Origin of the sequence: Flavobacterium zhairuonense (genome assembly GCF_004352915.1) — a bacterium.
In the GTDB taxonomy this organism is placed as follows: Bacteria; Bacteroidota; Bacteroidia; order Flavobacteriales; family Flavobacteriaceae; genus Flavobacterium; species Flavobacterium zhairuonense.
In genome coordinates this window covers 143,607-160,550 of the sequence record NZ_SJSY01000069.1, presented here as the reverse complement: position 1 = coordinate 160,550, position 16,944 = coordinate 143,607, and the positions used below count along the sequence as shown (strand labels likewise).

At 33.4% G+C, this 16,944-nt stretch carries 14 protein-coding genes; 3 read left to right on the top strand and 11 right to left on the bottom strand.

Going from position 1 to position 16,944, the window contains the following annotated elements; translation table 11 throughout:
• Positions 1-27 precede the first annotated feature (27 nt).
• Genes mce through EYY60_RS07445 form a run of 3 tightly spaced genes read right to left on the bottom strand, consistent with a single transcriptional unit; the run spans position 28 to position 3,635 of the window.
• Positions 28-432 (bottom strand): methylmalonyl-CoA epimerase, encoded by a 405-nt coding sequence (gene mce, locus EYY60_RS07455; RefSeq protein WP_132988755.1) that lies wholly within the window; start codon positions 430-432, stop codon positions 28-30.
• A gap of 10 nt (positions 433-442) precedes the next feature.
• The gene (locus EYY60_RS07450; RefSeq protein ID WP_132988754.1) at positions 443-2,800 is read right to left on the bottom strand and encodes a hypothetical protein; all 2,358 of its coding nucleotides are present in this window, start codon (positions 2,798-2,800) and stop codon (positions 443-445) included.
• Positions 2,760-3,635: a hypothetical protein gene (locus EYY60_RS07445; protein WP_235832304.1), complete on the bottom strand. Its 876-nt coding sequence runs from the start codon at positions 3,633-3,635 to the stop codon at positions 2,760-2,762. The genes EYY60_RS07450 and EYY60_RS07445 overlap by 41 nt, the downstream gene beginning before the upstream one ends.
• A 283-nt stretch (positions 3,636-3,918) precedes the next feature.
• On the opposite strand from EYY60_RS07445, the gene EYY60_RS07440 reads away from it, so the two are divergent.
• Positions 3,919-5,607 carry an Ig-like domain-containing protein gene (locus EYY60_RS07440; RefSeq protein ID WP_132988752.1) on the top strand — a complete coding sequence of 563 codons (1,689 nt, stop codon included), beginning with the start codon at positions 3,919-3,921 and terminating at the stop codon, positions 5,605-5,607.
• On the opposite strand, the gene EYY60_RS07435 is transcribed toward EYY60_RS07440, so the two are convergent.
• Complete coding sequence (locus tag EYY60_RS07435; RefSeq protein ID WP_132988751.1) at positions 5,604-6,371, bottom strand: nitrilase family protein; 768 nt, start codon at positions 6,369-6,371, stop codon at positions 5,604-5,606. The two genes, EYY60_RS07440 and EYY60_RS07435, sit on opposite strands and share 4 nt — an antisense overlap.
• A 36-nt stretch (positions 6,372-6,407) precedes the next feature.
• A complete protein-coding gene (locus tag EYY60_RS07430) occupies positions 6,408-7,184 on the bottom strand; it encodes a DeoR/GlpR family DNA-binding transcription regulator (RefSeq protein WP_132988750.1) in 777 nt (258 codons plus the stop codon).
• Between the two features lie 144 nt (positions 7,185-7,328).
• On the opposite strand from EYY60_RS07430, the gene EYY60_RS07425 reads away from it, so the two are divergent.
• Positions 7,329-9,623 (top strand): family 20 glycosylhydrolase, encoded by a 2,295-nt coding sequence (locus EYY60_RS07425; RefSeq protein ID WP_132988749.1) that lies wholly within the window; start codon positions 7,329-7,331, stop codon positions 9,621-9,623.
• A gap of 280 nt (positions 9,624-9,903) precedes the next feature.
• Here the strand turns inward: EYY60_RS07425 and EYY60_RS07420 are convergent, their stop codons facing one another.
• The 3 genes from EYY60_RS07420 to EYY60_RS07410 form a co-directional block, all read right to left on the bottom strand.
• The gene (locus EYY60_RS07420; RefSeq protein WP_026728310.1) at positions 9,904-10,650 is read right to left on the bottom strand and encodes a succinate dehydrogenase/fumarate reductase iron-sulfur subunit; all 747 of its coding nucleotides are present in this window, start codon (positions 10,648-10,650) and stop codon (positions 9,904-9,906) included.
• A gap of 95 nt (positions 10,651-10,745) precedes the next feature.
• Positions 10,746-12,746 carry a fumarate reductase/succinate dehydrogenase flavoprotein subunit gene (locus tag EYY60_RS07415; RefSeq protein WP_132988748.1) on the bottom strand — a complete coding sequence of 667 codons (2,001 nt, stop codon included), beginning with the start codon at positions 12,744-12,746 and terminating at the stop codon, positions 10,746-10,748.
• A gap of 11 nt (positions 12,747-12,757) precedes the next feature.
• Positions 12,758-13,423, bottom strand: a complete 666-nt coding sequence (locus EYY60_RS07410) for a succinate dehydrogenase cytochrome b subunit (protein ID WP_132988747.1) — start codon at positions 13,421-13,423, stop codon at positions 12,758-12,760.
• Positions 13,424-13,758: 335 nt separating this feature from the next.
• On the opposite strand from EYY60_RS07410, the gene EYY60_RS07405 reads away from it, so the two are divergent.
• The gene (locus tag EYY60_RS07405; protein WP_132988746.1) at positions 13,759-15,120 is read left to right on the top strand and encodes a hydroxymethylglutaryl-CoA synthase family protein; all 1,362 of its coding nucleotides are present in this window, start codon (positions 13,759-13,761) and stop codon (positions 15,118-15,120) included.
• 262 nt (positions 15,121-15,382) lie between these two features.
• Here the strand turns inward: EYY60_RS07405 and EYY60_RS07400 are convergent, their stop codons facing one another.
• The 3 genes from EYY60_RS07400 to EYY60_RS07390 form a co-directional block, all read right to left on the bottom strand.
• Positions 15,383-15,538 (bottom strand): hypothetical protein, encoded by a 156-nt coding sequence (locus EYY60_RS07400; RefSeq protein ID WP_394346640.1) that lies wholly within the window; start codon positions 15,536-15,538, stop codon positions 15,383-15,385.
• A gap of 86 nt (positions 15,539-15,624) precedes the next feature.
• Positions 15,625-15,996, bottom strand: a complete 372-nt coding sequence (locus EYY60_RS07395) for a hypothetical protein (RefSeq protein ID WP_132988744.1) — start codon at positions 15,994-15,996, stop codon at positions 15,625-15,627.
• Between the two features lie 315 nt (positions 15,997-16,311).
• Positions 16,312-16,860 carry a hypothetical protein gene (locus EYY60_RS07390; protein WP_132988743.1) on the bottom strand — a complete coding sequence of 183 codons (549 nt, stop codon included), beginning with the start codon at positions 16,858-16,860 and terminating at the stop codon, positions 16,312-16,314.
• Positions 16,861-16,944: the final 84 nt, after the last annotated feature.

Genomic DNA, 16,944 nt, shown 5'->3' with positions numbered 1-16,944 from the left:
TATTTAAAAATTAAAATGATATTTTTTTTATCTAATTTCTTGGCAAAGCTCTACCAAAACGCCATTTGTATTCTTTGGATGCAAAAAAACCACCAATTTATTGTCAGCTCCTTTCTTTGGAACTTCATTGATAAGTACAAAACCTTCTTTTTTCAAACGAATAATTTCTGCTTCAATATCATCAACATCAAAAGCAATATGATGAATTCCTTCTCCTTTTTTTTCTAAAAATTTTGCAATCGGGCTTTCTGGATTTGTCGCCACTAGAAGCTCGATTTTATTATTTCCTGTCTGAAAAAAAGAAGTCAGCACACCTTCACTTTCTACTGCTTCCATTTTATAAGATGGAACGCCTAGCATTTTTTCGAACAAAACATTCGCATCGTCCATATTTTTTACAGCTATTCCAATATGCTCTATTTTATTTACCATCGTCTTAAATTTATTGACTCACATATGTATTAAAGTAACCGCATTCTGCAATTACATCTTGATAATATTTAGTATCCGAATACTCTTTTCTTAAAGTCTTAAAAGAATTCCACGCGATAAAATTAATTTTATCATCTTGAATTTCCCAATAGTTAGTAATCGTATTGTATTTTTTATTGTAATAATCATTTCGCTCACATTTCGAAATCAAATACAAACATTTCGCTTTTTGCTCTTTATTTGCAGCCGCTTCAAAAGCTTTTTGATAATACATTTTCGAAACCGAATTATTGGTAATCATTTCCTTCATCGTATTTCTAAATGAATACGGACTTGATCCATAACCTACAATATCATTCTCATAAAAAGTTCTACCATTTCCGAAATGAGAAATATTATAAAACGCATTTCCTAACAACAGACTATTGGTGTAAACATCTTCTTTTTGCGCCAATTTATCTTGCATCGATTTTATAGTCGTCAAGAAATCCATATAAGTATATTTCTTTTTTTGATATGCCGCGTGTTCGCAATCATGACAATCTTTTATATTTCCGTTAAACGGATTTCCTAAAAACTTGTAATATTGAACCGAGTCTGTTTTTTGCATAAATTCGATTGCTTCTGGAATCTTATTGTTGAAAGTAGCCTGAACAGCCTGGAAATTATTAATATCTTTCAGTTTCAAACTGTAAATTCCCGCTCCGATTCTCTCGATTTCAGTTTTATTAGATTTCTCCAAAAACGACTTTATTCCTAACAAATTCTGTTCATTGTCATAAAATGCGTTTCCATCGTTCCAATAACTATATGGAGATTCTCCAAAAATTTCAGCCATTACCAAATTTCCTTTTTCTCTATAAAGTGTTGACAAATAACTTCTGCTCCATAAAGATGCATTCCCATAACGAAACCCTCCTCCTTTATATGTTTTTGGAAGTTCATAATAAAGCCAATTCAAATCTGCCAAAATTGTTTTCACATTTGAGTCTGTGAGCTTATCAATTTTGCTCAAATTATTTACGAAGCGCAGAATTCGGATTTGAAATCCTGCCAATTCTGTTTTAGGAAGTGTTTTTTCGGCTTTATCAAAACTTTTATCTGCATTTGCATAATCGCCTTTCAACGTTTGAAGATAGCCCAACGACAAATCCCACAAATACGGTTTTTGTGTATTTCCAGCATTAGAAATTTTAGCAATCAAAGCAAATGCATCAGCATTAAGTTTACTCAGATTTTCTGTTTTATTTTCAGCAACAGTCTGAACTTTCATTGGAACATTTTCCCCACCATTTTGCTTAAATGAATTATTTAGCGCTTGTTCTTGCCTATTCACTAATCGAGTTGCCAGATAATTCAAATGCTCGCTTTTCGGATCTAATTCATAAATCTTTTCAATGGCTTGTTTTTCGTCTTTGTAATAGCCATGAATTGCCCAAAGTGCCGCTTTTTGCTTATTATCTTTTGCCATTGCCAACGATTTCGTCCAATCTGATTCATTTTTGGGACGAAAACTATAGGCAGTCACCACTCGCAATTCTGGACATTTATCAAAAACCTGTGCATATAAATAATTAGAAACAGCATATTTTTTCTGTTTATAATTGATTCCTGCCACATACGAAAGCGCCCTGTAATACAGAACGTTTTTTGGAACTGAACTTTCGGTTTTATTAAAAAAATCGATTGCTTTTTGTTTGTCATTGCTGTAAAAACGAGCTTTCATCGTTAAAAACCAGTAACGATTTTTCAAAAACGGATCAGAATTCGTATTGTAAACATTCTCGATTGACTGAATCATTTTTGCATCTTTGAAAGTTTTTGCTACAACAGGATCATAACCCCAATAATCATCACCAATTGAAACCGTTTCTATTTTTTGCGCCAGATACAAAAACTCAACAAAAGCCTTTATTTTATCATCTTTCAGATTTAACTTTTTCGTCCATTTTAAAGAAGTTTTATTCTCTTTTTTATTCTTGTAAAAAGCATGAAGATCCACAATTTCTTCTTTGTTTTTAATCACATTTTTATCGTCCGAATAATATCTTGGTTTTTCATCTCCAATTAAAAAATAATTCACCGTCGTAGTATCGGCCTTCCCTTTTAAGTAAGAAGCCCAATCAGATTTTATATTTTTATTAAATCTTGAATTATGTTCGGTATCAAAACCAATTCCGTAAAAAATAGAACCCGACAAAAACAATGGAGAATACGATTTGTCGGCAAAAGTTTCTGGCGTAAAATTAGAATTCTCCCCAAAAAAATCCCAATCGTCACCGCCAGCACAGGCATAAATCACACCATAAATCGAAAGAAGGCCAATACTAAAAGCAAGAAACAGTTTCTTTGAAAATATTCTTTTCATAATTATTTAAATTGAATTCGTCTAAATCGTAAAATATAATTTCTTTTGGGGGCTGAACAGTATTTTCACTCAAATCTTCAGCCATTTCTTTTAAATCATCTGGCGAAATTGCTTCAATTTTGAGCAAATCATTTTCTTCATAATAAACCCCATTTTTGTAATTAGATTGCTTGACTTTAAAAAAAATTGGGCTTGTTTGCTGAAAATTTTTATCTTTTTTGAGCGCCGCAAAATTCAATTTCGATCGAAGTCCCAAAACTTTTTTGTCCCGAATATGAATTGCCCAAGAATATATTGGAAGCGCATAATCCAAATGAAGCGGATATTTTTTTAGGCTTTTAATATATTTTTCCGAAATCTTCCTACTATAAATTGAATTCAGAGAATCTGGCGCAATACTTCCCATATTGTAAAACATCAAAACGCCAGAATCGACATTTGGTATTTTCGTTTTCCTGAAATACTTGACTTGATGAAGCCGAATTGTAGCCGAAAGTTTTTTCTGCGAAAGCTTCTTAATTTGTTCAATAAAGTGAAGATAATTCTCTTTGCTTTTTAATGTCCAATCACAATCAATCTGAATTTGAGTGTCGTTTATTTTATTTTCTGAATTAATTTCATTGATCAAACGAATAGTCTTTTTTGCCAAATCTTCGACATCAAGATTTGGCTGAAGCATGACTTTATTTTGAATAAAAACTACCGGAACAACTTCAAAATCCTGCATATTTTCCTTGAAATGAATTGGACTTATAGGAAACGGAATTTGTGTTTCTGGATGTAATCCAACATCAAAATACCGAACATACAATTTGCGAACGTTGTTTTCTTTCAAAACTTCTTTTTCTTTTTCCGAAAATTTCAGATCAGTTTTCCAATAATAAAAAGCGATTGCGGGCTGGTCATTTTTACTGCAGGCGGTCAGCAAAAGAAAGAATGAAATCCAAAAATACCTTTTTAACAAAACTAAGCAGTATTACATTTTGAAACCAAAAGTAAGAAAATATTACCGTAAAAAAGTAGAAAAGTCAAAATTTGCAAATCCTAATAAATAGATAAAAAATTTCAATTAAAGCAATAATAATCGTTATTTTGTGCAATCAAATTCAAAAACGATTATGTTGAAAAACACTCTGAAATACATTTCACTTTTATTGGTATTTTTAATGATGAGCTGTGCCAAAAGAGGCAGTATTACAGGCGGGTTAAAAGACACAATTCCTCCAACACTGGTTTCAAGTTATCCGAAAAATTTCAGCACTAATTTTAAAGAAACCGAAATCAAATTGGTATTTGACGAATATGTGAAGCTGAAAAACTTGAACAAACAGCTGATTATTTCGCCTCCAATGAAGCATGAGCCGCTGATTCTTCCATCAAATGCGAGCAAATTTATCACTATAAAAATCAAAGACACTTTACAGCCAAATACAACTTATAGCATAAATTTTGGCCAAAGTCTTGCTGACAATAACGAAGGAAATGCAATCAATCAGTTTAAATACGTTTTTTCGACTGGATCCTACATTGATTCGCTTTCTGTAAAAGGAATTATTAAAGATTCTTATGAAAAATATGTCGATAATTTTGTCTCTGTAATGCTTTATGAGGTAAATGACAAATACAAAGATTCGACTATTTATAAAGAATTTCCACGATACATTACAAACACTTTGGACAGTTTGCGCACTTTTCAGTTAGAAAACCTAAAGGCAGGAAAATATCTTTTGGTTGCTATGAAAGACAAATCAAACAATAATAAATTTAATCCAAAAGATGACAAAATTGGCTTTATAAAACACTCTATCACGATTCCGAATGACACTATTTTTGAATTGGAATTGTTTAAGGAAACTTTGCCTTTAAAAACATTCAAACCAATTCAGGCATCTGGAAATAGATTATATCTTCCGTATGACGGAAAACAGAATTTCAAGGTTTTAAAACCAAAAATTACGCTTAAAAATCATTCTGAAACTCTGGAAACAATCGTAACGCAATTCCCTAAAAAAGATTCGCTGCAAATTTGGTACAAACCAATAAAAACCGATTCGCTTTCATTAGAAGTCAATGCCGAAAAATACAACAAGAAATTCGCTTTCAAAATCAAAGACCTCAAAAAAGACACACTGAATATCAAACCAGTTCAAAATGGTGTACTTAATTTTAGAGAACGATTTACGCTTGAATCAGAAACGCCTTTGGTAAAATTTGACAATACAAAAATTGCCTTAGTCAACAAAGATTCTGTTGCTGTGAAATTTACTACTGAATATGATGAATTTGAACAGAAATTATATTTCGACTTCAAAAAAGAGCCTTTAGAAAAATACCGTTTTACATTATTGCCAGGTGCTTTAACCGATTTTTATGACAAAACGAACGATACTTTGTCTTATAAATTAACAACAAAAGAACTGGAAGATTACGGGAATTTAGTTTTGAATTTACAGAATGTGAAACGCTTCCCAATTATTGTTGAAATCACCAACAAAAAAGGCGACAAAGTATTAGCCAGCGCTTATTCTGAAGGTGAAACCAAAATCGAATTCAACTTGCTGGAGCCTGAGGCATTTTCCGTACGCGTCATTTATGATGACAACAAAAACAAAATGTACGACACTGGAGATTTCCTAACCAAAACCTATGCTGAGGAAGTCTTTTATTTTCAAAAAGAAGTCGATGTCCGATCCAATTGGGATGTCGATCAACCTATTGATTTAAGCATTCCTTTTAGTCCGGAAGTCGAGAAAAAAACAGACAAGAAAAAGCAAAAAGAAGCCGAAAAGAAACGGAAAGCTTTCTAGAATTTAACTTCAAAAACATCTTGATCACTTAAAAAATCAAGTTTTTTTCGAGTTTCCATCATTTTATCTTTATCCAATTCAACCACAAAAACACCTGCTGTTTCTTGTGGTTCAAGAATATAATGCCCTAGAAAATCAACTGCCTGCGAATGGCCTATGTGTTCATAATTATTGGCATCAAGACCAAGTCTGTTAACGCCAATCGTATAGCTCAAATTTTCAATTGCGCGCGCTTTAAGCAAGGCATCCCATGCATTTGTGCGTACTTTTGGCCAATTGGCAACATATAAAAGCAAATCGTAGTTTTCAGCATTTCGGGCAAAAACTGGAAATCTCAAATCATAACAAACCTGAAGGCAAATTTTCCAATCTAAATAATTTACAATTACCTTTTCGGTTCCTGCCGTATAAAATTGATTTTCTCCCGCCAATGTAAACAAATGGCGCTTATTATAATATTGCACTTCTCCTGACGGAAAAACGAACAACATTCGGTTATAATATTTTCCGTTTTCTGCAATAACGACGCTTCCAGTTATAGCTGCATTTTTTTGTTTTGCTTTCAATTTCATCCAAGCAATCGTCTCGCCTTGCATTGTTTCAGCAACTTCAGAAGCATTCATTGTAAAACCGGTCGAAAACATTTCAGGAAGCACAATTAAATTTACTTCCGAAGCGATTTCGTTTATTTTCGAATCGAAGTTTTCTCGGTTTTTAGAAGCATTCTCCCAAAAAAGATCGGTTTGGATTAAGGCAATTTTCATTTTTATATTGGTATAAAAGTCAAAAACAGTTTCAAATCAGATTACAACTAAGTTTGGAACAGCTTTTTTATAAGGTTGCAATTTTTCGTGAGTTGGCTCTTCTTCGGTAATTACATAATTAATGTCAGACAAACTCGCAATTTTCATTTTAAGAACTGTATTTAATTTTTCTGTAATAGTCAAAACTGCAGTTTTCTTTGAAGCCTGAATCATTGCTTTTTTCACTTGAACCGTTTCCCAATCAGAATCCGAATAACCGCCATCTACATCTAAAGCGTTTGTCCCTAAAACCAAAAGATCGGCTTTTATGTTGGCTAACTGATGAAAAGTTTCTCCGCTTATACACATTTGGCTATAAGAAGAAATGCTTCCCCCAATCATAATGGTTTTAATATTTGGTTTATCCAAAAGCTGCACCGCCGTTAAAGCGGTAATGGTAAAAACAGTCAAATTAAGATCATTCGGAATCAAACGAATAAATTCTCGAATCGTAGTTCCGCCATCTACAACCAAAACCATTCCGTCATGAAGAAGACCAACCGCTTTTTGCGCAATGACCTGTTTTGCTTCAACCGCATAAGTTTGATTCGATGAAGAATAGTGATATCCTTTAGTCATTGCACCACCTTTTACTTTAATCAAAAGCGATTCAGCGTCTAATTCATTTATATCACGTCGAACAGTATCTTCAGAAACGCCAAGTTTTGCTGAAAGAGTCTCAAAACTTACGCGCGTATGTAAATTGATTTCTTTCAGAATATGATTTTTGCGTTCTTCTTTGCTGTAATTTAAAACTTCATTTTCAGTACTCATGCCATTTATTTTTTCTACTTACAAAAATAAACAATTCCTTCAATCCAAAAATTGTGTTGCTATAAAAAGTCCAATAATCAAGTTTTCAAACCATTTGCATATCTTTAAAACTTCTTTTTTATAAAAATCTAAAGTTTTTCTCTTATGAAAAAATTCCTTTTTTTATTTTTTGTTCTTTTTCATTTCATCGGAAATTCCCAAAATTTTCAGCAGAACAATTCTATAATTCCTACTCCAAATTTTTTCAAACGTACTGGAGATAGTATTCGGATAAATGGAAAAGTTCAGATTAATTTTAAAAACAAAAATTACAGCGAAAAGGAATTAAAATCGGCTAAAATTTTAGAATCGGCTTTAAACATTTCTGCTCCCTCGAAAAAATCAAATCTTAAAATTGAATTTGACTCAAGCAAAAATCTTTCATCAAAAGAAGGTTACAAAATTGAAATCACTTCCAACAAAATTATGATCGAAGGACAAGAAGAAGGCCTTTTTTATGCCGTTCAATCTTTGTTGCAACTTCTTCCGAACGAACCTTCAGGGACAGAAATTAAAATTCCTTGCCTAATCATCGAAGATCAACCGCGATATTCTTACCGAGGCTTGCATTTAGACGTCTGCCGTCATTTTTTCTCTATTGATGTTATAAAAGATTTTATCGCACAAATGTCCTGTTATAAGCTAAATGAGTTTCATTGGCACTTAACAGATGATCAAGGCTGGAGAATTGAGATCAAAAAATATCCAAAACTAACGGAAATTGGTTCAAAAAGAAATCAAACATTAATTGGAAATAAATTTGAAAGAACACCTTTTTTCTTCGACGGAAATCCATACGGAGGATTTTATACTCAAGAAGAAATTAAGGAAGTTGTCAAATTTGCCGAAGATCATTATGTGAATATAATTCCCGAGATCGAAATGCCAGGACATGCTTCGGCGGCAATAACTGCTTATCCAAATCTGGCTTGTTTTCCAGAACGAAATTATAAAGTGGCAGAATCTTGGGGCGTTTTTGAGGATGTATTTTGTGCTGGAAAAGACGAAACTTTTACTTTTTTAGAAGATGTTTTGACAGAAGTAATAGCGTTATTTCCAAACAAGAACATTCATATTGGCGGAGACGAATGCCCAAAAACAAGATGGAAAGCTTGCCCGAATTGCCAAAAAAGAATTAAAGATTTGGGTTTGAAAGACGAACATGAATTACAAAGTTATTTCATCAAGAGAATCGAAAAATTTTTGAATGCCAATGGAAGACAAATTTTTGGCTGGGATGAAATTCTTGAAGGCGGATTGGCACCAAACGCAGCTGTTATGTCTTGGAGAGGAGAATCAGGAGGAATTCATGCCGCAAAACTGAAACATCCAGTTGTAATGACTCCTGAAAACACTGTGTATTTAGATTATAATCAAGGATATTCTCCAAATGAACCGCTTACAGTTGGCAGATTAAGTACTTTGGAAAAAGTTTATAATTACAATCCAACTCCCGTTGATAGTTTAACTATTGAAGAACAAAAATATATTATTGGCGTTCAAGCCAATCTTTGGTCGGAATATTTAACCAATCCTGCCAAATTGAATTATATGCTTTATCCGAGATTTTTCGCTTTGGCTGAAATTGCCTGGACAGAAACTCCAAATAAAAATTACGATCATTTTATTCAAAATCAATTACCATATCATTTAGAAAAATTAGAAAAAGAAAAAAGATCATATAAAGTTCCAGCGCCTTTTGGATCCGAAGAAAAAGCTTTAATAGCTTCCAAATATATTTTAGACCTAAAACCAACGATAAAAAACGGAAAAATCTTTTATACAATTGACGGATACAATCCTGATGAAACAGCAAGCTTATACCAAAATCCCGTACCTATAAATATTCCGAAAGGAGAATATAGAATTATAAAAATAATTCAAATTAGCGAAAGCGGTAAAAGAAGCTCGATCAATAAAATTATTATTCGAAATCCTGATTTAAAACCAACTTTAGCCATTCAACCAACGAAAAATGGTTTGAAATATGAATATTTTACAGGAAACTTTTCTCAAGTTCAAGATTTAGAACTTTCAAAACCTGTTAATTCTGGAGTTTTAGAAGGCAAAATCAGTGCCGAAAAATGGAAAACGAAATTAGAGCGTTATATCGGCTTAAAATTCAACGGATACATCTATATTCCAGAAACTGGAAATTACACCTTTTCGACGCTTTCAGATGACGGATCGAAGCTTTTTATAGACGATGAATTAATTATGGACAATGATGGCATTCATTGGGCAAATGAAGCTTACGGAGCTGTTAAACTGGAAAAAGGTTTTCACAAACTCAACATCAGCTATTTTGATTTAACTGGTGGCACAATTTTAAATTGTTTTATACAGAAGGAAGGCCAGAATAAAGAAGAGATCAATGTTTCACAACTTTACTACGAATAGAAAACAAAAAAGAACAACTCTTTTGATTGGATGGAATTTATAAAAACTGCTTTATCCTCAAAACCCCAGCGGGGTAAAATATTTATAGAATATCAATAAAGAAATATAAAAAAAGCTCCAGCGGAGCGACATATATTACGTTACAAAAACATGTCGCTCCTCCGGAGCTTTAAATTGAAAATGGTTATTCTTTGCTATAAATATTTCGCTTCTACGAAGCTTATAAAAAAAAGAGCTGTCTTTTTGAGACAACTCTTTTTAATTTTATATAAAAGATAAATTAACCTTTTAAACTTGCTGCTAAATACTCACGGTTCATACGTGCGATATTTTCAAGAGAAATTCCTTTTGGACATTCAACTTCGCAAGCTCCAGTGTTTGTACAGTTTCCAAAACCTTCCAAATCCATTTGGTGAACCATGTTTAATACACGATCAGTTGCTTCAACTTTACCTTGTGGCAATAATGCATATTGAGAAACTTTTGCAGAAACGAATAACATTGCTGAAGAGTTTTTACAAGTTGCAACACAAGCTCCACAACCAATACAAGCTGCAGCATCAAATGATTTATCTGCATCGTCTTTTGGAACTGGAATTGCATTCGCATCAATTGTATTTCCTGAAGTATTTACCGAGATAAATCCTCCTGCGTGTTGAATTCTGTCAAAAGAACTTCTGTCAACAACTAAGTCTTTAATTACTGGGAAAGCTTTTGCTCTAAATGGCTCGATAAAAATCGTATCACCATCTTTAAACATACGCATGTGCAACTGACAAGTTGTAACACCTCTATCTGGTCCGTGCGCTTCACCATTGATGAATAAAGAACACATTCCGCAGATTCCTTCACGACAATCGTGATCAAATGCTACTGGCTCTTCCCCTTTGTTGATTAAACCTTCGTTAAGAACGTCTAACATTTCAAGGAAAGACATGTCTGGTTCGATTCCATCGATAGGATATTCTACAATCCCTCCTTTATCTTGAGCGTTTTTTTGACGCCATATTTTTAATGTAAGTTTCATACCTTTTTCGTTTGAAAGTCATAAAGTCGAAAGTCGAAAGTCGCTTGGCACATTTTGCCTTTTGACTTTAAGACTTTGGGCTTTCGACCAAATTCTTATTTATAACTTCTTTGAACTAATTTAATGTTTTCGTAATTAAGAGGTTCTTTGTGTAATACTGCATCACTTGGTTTTCCTTTGTATTCCCAAGCTGCAACGTAAGCAAAGTTATCATCATCACGAAGTGCTTCTCCTTCTTCTGTTTGGTATTCCTCACGGAAGTGACCTCCACAAGATTCGTTACGGTGTAAAGCATCTTTTGCGAACAACTCTCCTAATTCTAAGAAATCGGCAACACGAGTCGCTTTTTCTAATTCCTGATTAAATTCAAAAGCACTTCCAGGAACTTTTACATCTTTATAAAACTCTTCACGTAAAGCAGCAATTTCTTCGATAGCTTCGGTTAAACCTTTAGCGTTACGAGCCATACCTACTTTATTCCACATAATTTTTCCAAGTTTTTTATGGAAATAATCTACAGAATGTGTTCCGTTATTATTGATAAATTTATTGATTTGATCTACAACCGCTTTCTCAGCTTCAACGAATTCTGGCAAATCTGTAGAAATTGGTCCCATTTTAATATCTGGAGCTAAATAATCTCCGATAGTGTAAGGTAATACGAAATATCCATCAGCTAAACCTTGCATTAAAGCAGAAGCTCCAAGTCTGTTTGCTCCGTGATCAGAGAAGTTAGACTCTCCAATTGAGAAACATCCAGGAATTGTAGTCATTAAGTTATAATCAACCCAAGTTCCACCCATTGTGTAGTGAACTGCTGGGTAAATCATCATTGGCGTTACATAAGGATCTTCGTCAACAATTTTCAAGTACATTTGGAATAAGTTTCCGTATTTACTTTTCACGATGTCAGTTCCTAATTTAGTAACTAAAGCTTTGTCATTTTCATTCAATCCTTTTACGTGAGCAGCTTCTTTTCCATAACGTTCGATAGCGGCAGCGAAATCTAAATAAACTGCTTCTCCAGTTTTGTTAACTCCAAAACCAGCATCACATCTTTCTTTAGCAGCACGAGATGCAACGTCACGAGGAACTAAGTTACCAAAAGCAGGATATCTTCTTTCTAAGAAATAATCTCTTTCGTCTTCAGATAAATCAATTGCTTTTTTCTTTCCTTCACGGATTGCCTGAGCATCTTCTAATTTTTTAGGCACCCAAATACGACCGTCATTACGTAAAGATTCAGACATCAAAGTCAATTTAGACTGGTGATCTCCTGAAACCGGAATACATGTTGGGTGAATTTGTGTATAACAAGGATTTGCGAAAAACGCTCCTTTTTTATGAATTTTCCAAGCTGCTGTTGCGTTACTTCCCATAGCATTTGTTGAAAGGAAAAATACGTTTCCGTATCCTCCAGAACCAATTACTACCGCGTGAGCAGAATGTCTTTCTATTTTTCCTGTGATTAAGTCACGAGCGATAATACCTCTCGCTTTTCCGTTCACGATTACAATGTCAAGCATTTCGTGACGGTTGTACATTTTGATTTTTCCACGACCAATTTGACGGTTCATTGCAGAATAAGCTCCTAACAATAATTGCTGCCCAGTTTGTCCTTGTGCGTAAAATGTACGAGAAACCAAAGTTCCTCCAAAAGAACGGTTATCTAAAAGTCCGCCATATTCACGAGCCAACGGCACCCCTTGAGCCACACATTGGTCAATAATATTTGCAGAAACTTCAGCCAAACGGTGAACGTTTGCCTCACGTGCACGGTAGTCACCTCCTTTTACAGTATCGTAGAACAATCTGTAAACTGAGTCACCGTCACCTTTATAATTTTTTGCTGCGTTGATACCTCCTTGTGCCGCAATAGAGTGCGCACGACGTGGAGAATCTTGGAAGCAGAATGCTTTTACGTTATATCCTAACTCTGCCAAAGTAGCCGCAGCCGAACCTCCAGCCAAACCTGTACCAACAACGATAATATCTAAATTACGTTTGTTAGCAGGGTTTACTAAATTAATATGATCTTTATAATTTGTCCATTTGTCCGCTATAGGACCATTTGGAATTTTTGAATCTAATGCCATTATAATTGATATTAATTATTGAAATGATGAAATAATGCGATAATTATGAAAAGCGCTGGAACTACAACTGCGAATCCGTAACCAACTTTACTTAAAAATCTAGAGTATTTGTTGTGCATTCCCATTGATTGAAGAGAAGATGCAAACCCGTGCCAAAGGTGAAAACCTAAAAGCACAAAAGCCACACAATACAATCCTGTACGAATTGGGTCGTGGAATTTGTGAACTAACTCACCATAATACCTTGTAGCATCTGGAGCTGTACCTGCAATATATTTATAGGTAACTTCAGGAAACCAGAAATCATAAAAGTGCAATCCTAAGAAAGCCAAAATAACCAATCCAGAAATAATCATATTTCTAGAACTCCAAGAAGCATTAGCTGCTCCGTTGTATTTTGCGTATGCAATTGGTCTTGCTGCGCTGTTTTGAGCTGTAAGAACAAATCCCATTACAAAATGGAAAATTACTCCGAATGCTAAAACTGGCTGCATTACATATTGTATCAGCGGATTGTATCCCATAAAGTGAGAAGCTTGATTGAAAACGTCTTCACTCAAAATAGAAATAAAATTTAAGGAAACATGCAGCGCTAAAAACGTGATTAAGAATATTCCCGAAAGAGCCATAGCTACTTTCTTTAAGATGGAAGCATTCAACTGTGCAGATTGTGCCATAAGTGTTAAGTAGTTTGTTTTAAAAAATTACACAAAAATAACTCAATTAACAAAGAACTACAACCATTTCGTTGTTATTTATAATCATTTTAAAATAGACTACGTATACGTATTTTTACGTATAAATTTAGTATAGAAAATCTAAAAAATTGCTTTACAGTCATTTTCCCCAAATTTTAATACGTATTCAGATTACTAAAAATTTATCATATTGTTATTTTATTCAAAGTTTTGGTTTGTTTTCTTCAAAAGTGCCTATTGCACTTAATTTTATCAAAGCAAAAAATTGTCATTCCATAACATAGTTTTACCTTTAGCGGCTCAAAAAATTAAGAATGAAAACAGGAATTGATGCTATCTCGTTTGATGTAGCAAACATACATTTACCCATAAAAACTTTGGCTGTTGCCAGAAATATTGAACCAGAAAAATTAGAAAAAGGTCTTGGATTACTAAAAATGACTTTTCCAGACGTTCATCAGGATGCAGTTGTTTTTGGAGCAAACGCTTTAACCAAACTTATAATCAACAATAAAATTGACTTAAAAGAAATCAGCCGAATTTATGTTGGTACCGAAAGCGGCATCGACAGTTCTAAACCAATTGCTTCTTATTTAATTAGTTTAATGGAGCAGAAATTTGGTGAAGATTCTTTGGCAGAATGTGATGTTGTTGACTTTACTTTCGCTTGTATTGGCGGTGTTGACGCGATGCAAAACTGTCTGGATTTCGTAAAATTGAATCCAACTAAAAAAGCAATTGTAGTTACTTCTGACTTTGCAAAATATGATTTGAATTCTGGCGGAGAATACACTCAAGGAGCCGGAGCTGTTGCGATGCTGATTACTGCAAATCCAAAAATCATTGCTTTTGATGATAATTGGGCAACGAGCACAAAAGGCGTTTTCGATTTCTTTAAACCATACAGAACGATTTCTAAAGAAGAAATCACTAAAAATGCAAACAACGATTCTTGGTTTGACAATTTAGAAGCTGAAATCGAAATCCACAAAGATCAACCGGTTTTTGACGGACAATATTCCAACCAATGTTATATGGATCGTACGCGTAATGCTTACTTTTCATTCAAAAAACTAAAAAACACTACCGAAACTCTATATAACACTTGGCATAGTATTGTAATGCACTTGCCGTATTCGTTCCAAGGCCGTAGAATGTTGTCCGAAATTTACGCTTTAGACAGTGCCGAAAAAATTATTGCCGATGATATTGCACCTGCAGATTATCAGACAAAAATTAAGGAAGTAGCAAAATCTGAGGATTACAGAAGTTTTGTAACTGAGAAATTACAACCTGCTGAATTGGCTTCTTCATTAATTGGAAACCTTTATACAGGTTCTATTTTCATGGGATTATTATCGACTTTGGCTCATTTTTACGATACAAATAAAGAAGTTGCCGGAACTAAATTCGGTTTCTTAGCTTACGGAAGTGGATCTAAATCGAAAGTTTTTGAAGGAACAATTCAGTCAGAATGGAAATCGGCTTTAGAAAACGTAAAACTTTTTGAAAATTTAGCTGAAAGCGTAGAAATTGATTTCAACACTTACGAAAGTCTTCATAAAAAAGAGAAAAAACAAAGCGTGAGAACTCCAAAAAACGAATGGGTTCTTGACCGAATTGAAAAAGAAATTCCTGTTTTGATTGGAGCGAGATATTATAAATGGATTGATTAATAAATCCCAGTAAATAAAAAAAAACCGAAACATTTTGTTTCGGTTTTTTTTATTTATACCCGCACAGTTTGTCATTTCGACTGAAAGGAGAGATCACACAAGTAATTCGACATGCAGAATCGCTAAGCTTTGTAGAGCTTCTAGTGTGATCTCTCCTTTCAGTCGAAATGACAAGATTGCGCTTAAAACCTTTGTCAAAGTTTAAAACTTTGACAAAGATCACAAGACAAAAAAATAATTATCTAATTTTCTAATTAAAGCCTTAATCTTTTTTATGCTGTTCAGTATAGTTTTGATTTCCTTTAATTCGGGTATCTTCTGTATGCATTCCGTTTGCCATTCCAAGCATGAAGGCTGTAATTATAATTATAAATTTTCTTTTTATCCAATGAAAAAGTGGTCGCTTAGATTGCTCCAAGCGAGATTTTTTATTTTGTTTATACATTTTGAAAATGATAAATGATTAGACATTATTGTATCATCTGTGCTTAGAAATAAATTTTCTTAAGCGTTGTATAAACTTTTAACGAAATGTTTTGAAGTGATTATTTCATTTATAAAAACCGACTGATTTATAAATGAAGTTAATTTTTGATGAATTATATTCTGAAGTTTCAGCAATTTCTTGATTTGAAAAGTCAAAACCTTTTCGGTTTTTAGAAAATTCAAAAGAATCGAAAATCGTATTTGATTCCAAGAAACAACTTGTCCGAATTTATATAAACGAGAACTTTTAGTATTCGATTCTCTTCTTAAAACTACAAATGAAGACTGGTAATATTCAGCCGATTTAGATTGAGAATATAAAGTACCATCGCCCGCAATCACGACAAATGTCAGAAAGAGTGTAATTAGGTATTTTATATGTTTTTTCAATTGATTTTATTTTTGAATGCTGGATTCTTTAAGCGAAAATACATATTTCAAATAAAGAAACCGAAGAAAATACTTCGTTTTTTTTTTAATTTCATACAGTTTGTCATTTCGATTGAAAGGAGAAATCTGCACAAGAAACTCCGTACAGAATGTCGCCAATCTTTGTAGAGCTACTAGAGTGTCCTTCGACTTCGCTCAGGATGACAACCTTTGCGTGCAAAACCTTTGTCAAAGTTTAAAACTTTGACAAAGGTCCTAATGTAAACAATTATTACTTTTTAATATTTTGGTTCTGTTGTAGAAAACTTCTGTTTTTTAACCATTAATCCCTTTTCTATGAAGCAAATACCCTAAACCCGAAACAAAAATAGCACAGCTCAACAACATACAAATTCCGTCTTTCAAAACAAAAAATGAAAATCCAATGAATACGGAGCTCAGAATAATCATTAAAACAATTACAAAATTCGTTTTAATAAAACGCAAAGCATGCAATGTCAAACCAATAAAAAGCAATGACGGACCGACGGCAATAAAGGGATAAAAAATAGCCGGCGTTCTCCCAATTTGAATACTTAATATTTCTTTTGCAATTTCATCAGTTCCGTAACTCGACATGATAAAATCGATTGTACAAAGACCAATATGACCAATAACACCCAAAGCCGTTACAATAGAAGCTATAAAACTCCAAGAGTTTTTCAGAAATACATCATTAAATGACAACAGCAAACAGGCTCCAATTAAATTAAACCAATGCGCAATGTCAATTGGTTTTTGAAAATTGGGCAAAACTTTAGCAAAGAATAAATAACTGATCAGAAAAAATAATAATCCGAGAAGGCAAAGTTGTTTTGTTTTCATAATTTGTTTTTAAAATTGATGAAGCAAAACTAAAATGTAAATGTGGCTTAAAAGCTTATTTTATTGACTTAGGTACAAAACGTT

What these genes read in the sequence shown, in the direction of transcription:
- EYY60_RS07450 (WP_132988754.1), bottom strand. Translation starts at nt 2,800, where the DNA reads ATGAAAAGAATATTTTCAAAGAAACTGTTTCTTGCTTTTAGTATTGGC.
- EYY60_RS07435 (WP_132988751.1), bottom strand. Translation starts at nt 6,371, where the DNA reads ATGAAAATTGCCTTAATCCAAACCGATCTTTTTTGGGAGAATGCTTCT.
- EYY60_RS07410 (WP_132988747.1), bottom strand. Translation starts at nt 13,423, where the DNA reads ATGGCACAATCTGCACAGTTGAATGCTTCCATCTTAAAGAAAGTAGCT.
- EYY60_RS07390 (WP_132988743.1), bottom strand. Translation starts at nt 16,860, where the DNA reads ATGAAAACAAAACAACTTTGCCTTCTCGGATTATTATTTTTTCTGATC.
- EYY60_RS07425 (WP_132988749.1), top strand. Translation starts at nt 7,329, where the DNA reads ATGAAAAAATTCCTTTTTTTATTTTTTGTTCTTTTTCATTTCATCGGA.
- EYY60_RS07415 (WP_132988748.1), bottom strand. Translation starts at nt 12,746, where the DNA reads ATGGCATTAGATTCAAAAATTCCAAATGGTCCTATAGCGGACAAATGG.
- mce (WP_132988755.1), bottom strand. Translation starts at nt 432, where the DNA reads ATGGTAAATAAAATAGAGCATATTGGAATAGCTGTAAAAAATATGGAC.
- EYY60_RS07430 (WP_132988750.1), bottom strand. Translation starts at nt 7,184, where the DNA reads ATGAGTACTGAAAATGAAGTTTTAAATTACAGCAAAGAAGAACGCAAA.
- EYY60_RS07420 (WP_026728310.1), bottom strand. Translation starts at nt 10,650, where the DNA reads ATGAAACTTACATTAAAAATATGGCGTCAAAAAAACGCTCAAGATAAA.
- EYY60_RS07405 (WP_132988746.1), top strand. Translation starts at nt 13,759, where the DNA reads ATGAAAACAGGAATTGATGCTATCTCGTTTGATGTAGCAAACATACAT.
- EYY60_RS07440 (WP_132988752.1), top strand. Translation starts at nt 3,919, where the DNA reads ATGTTGAAAAACACTCTGAAATACATTTCACTTTTATTGGTATTTTTA.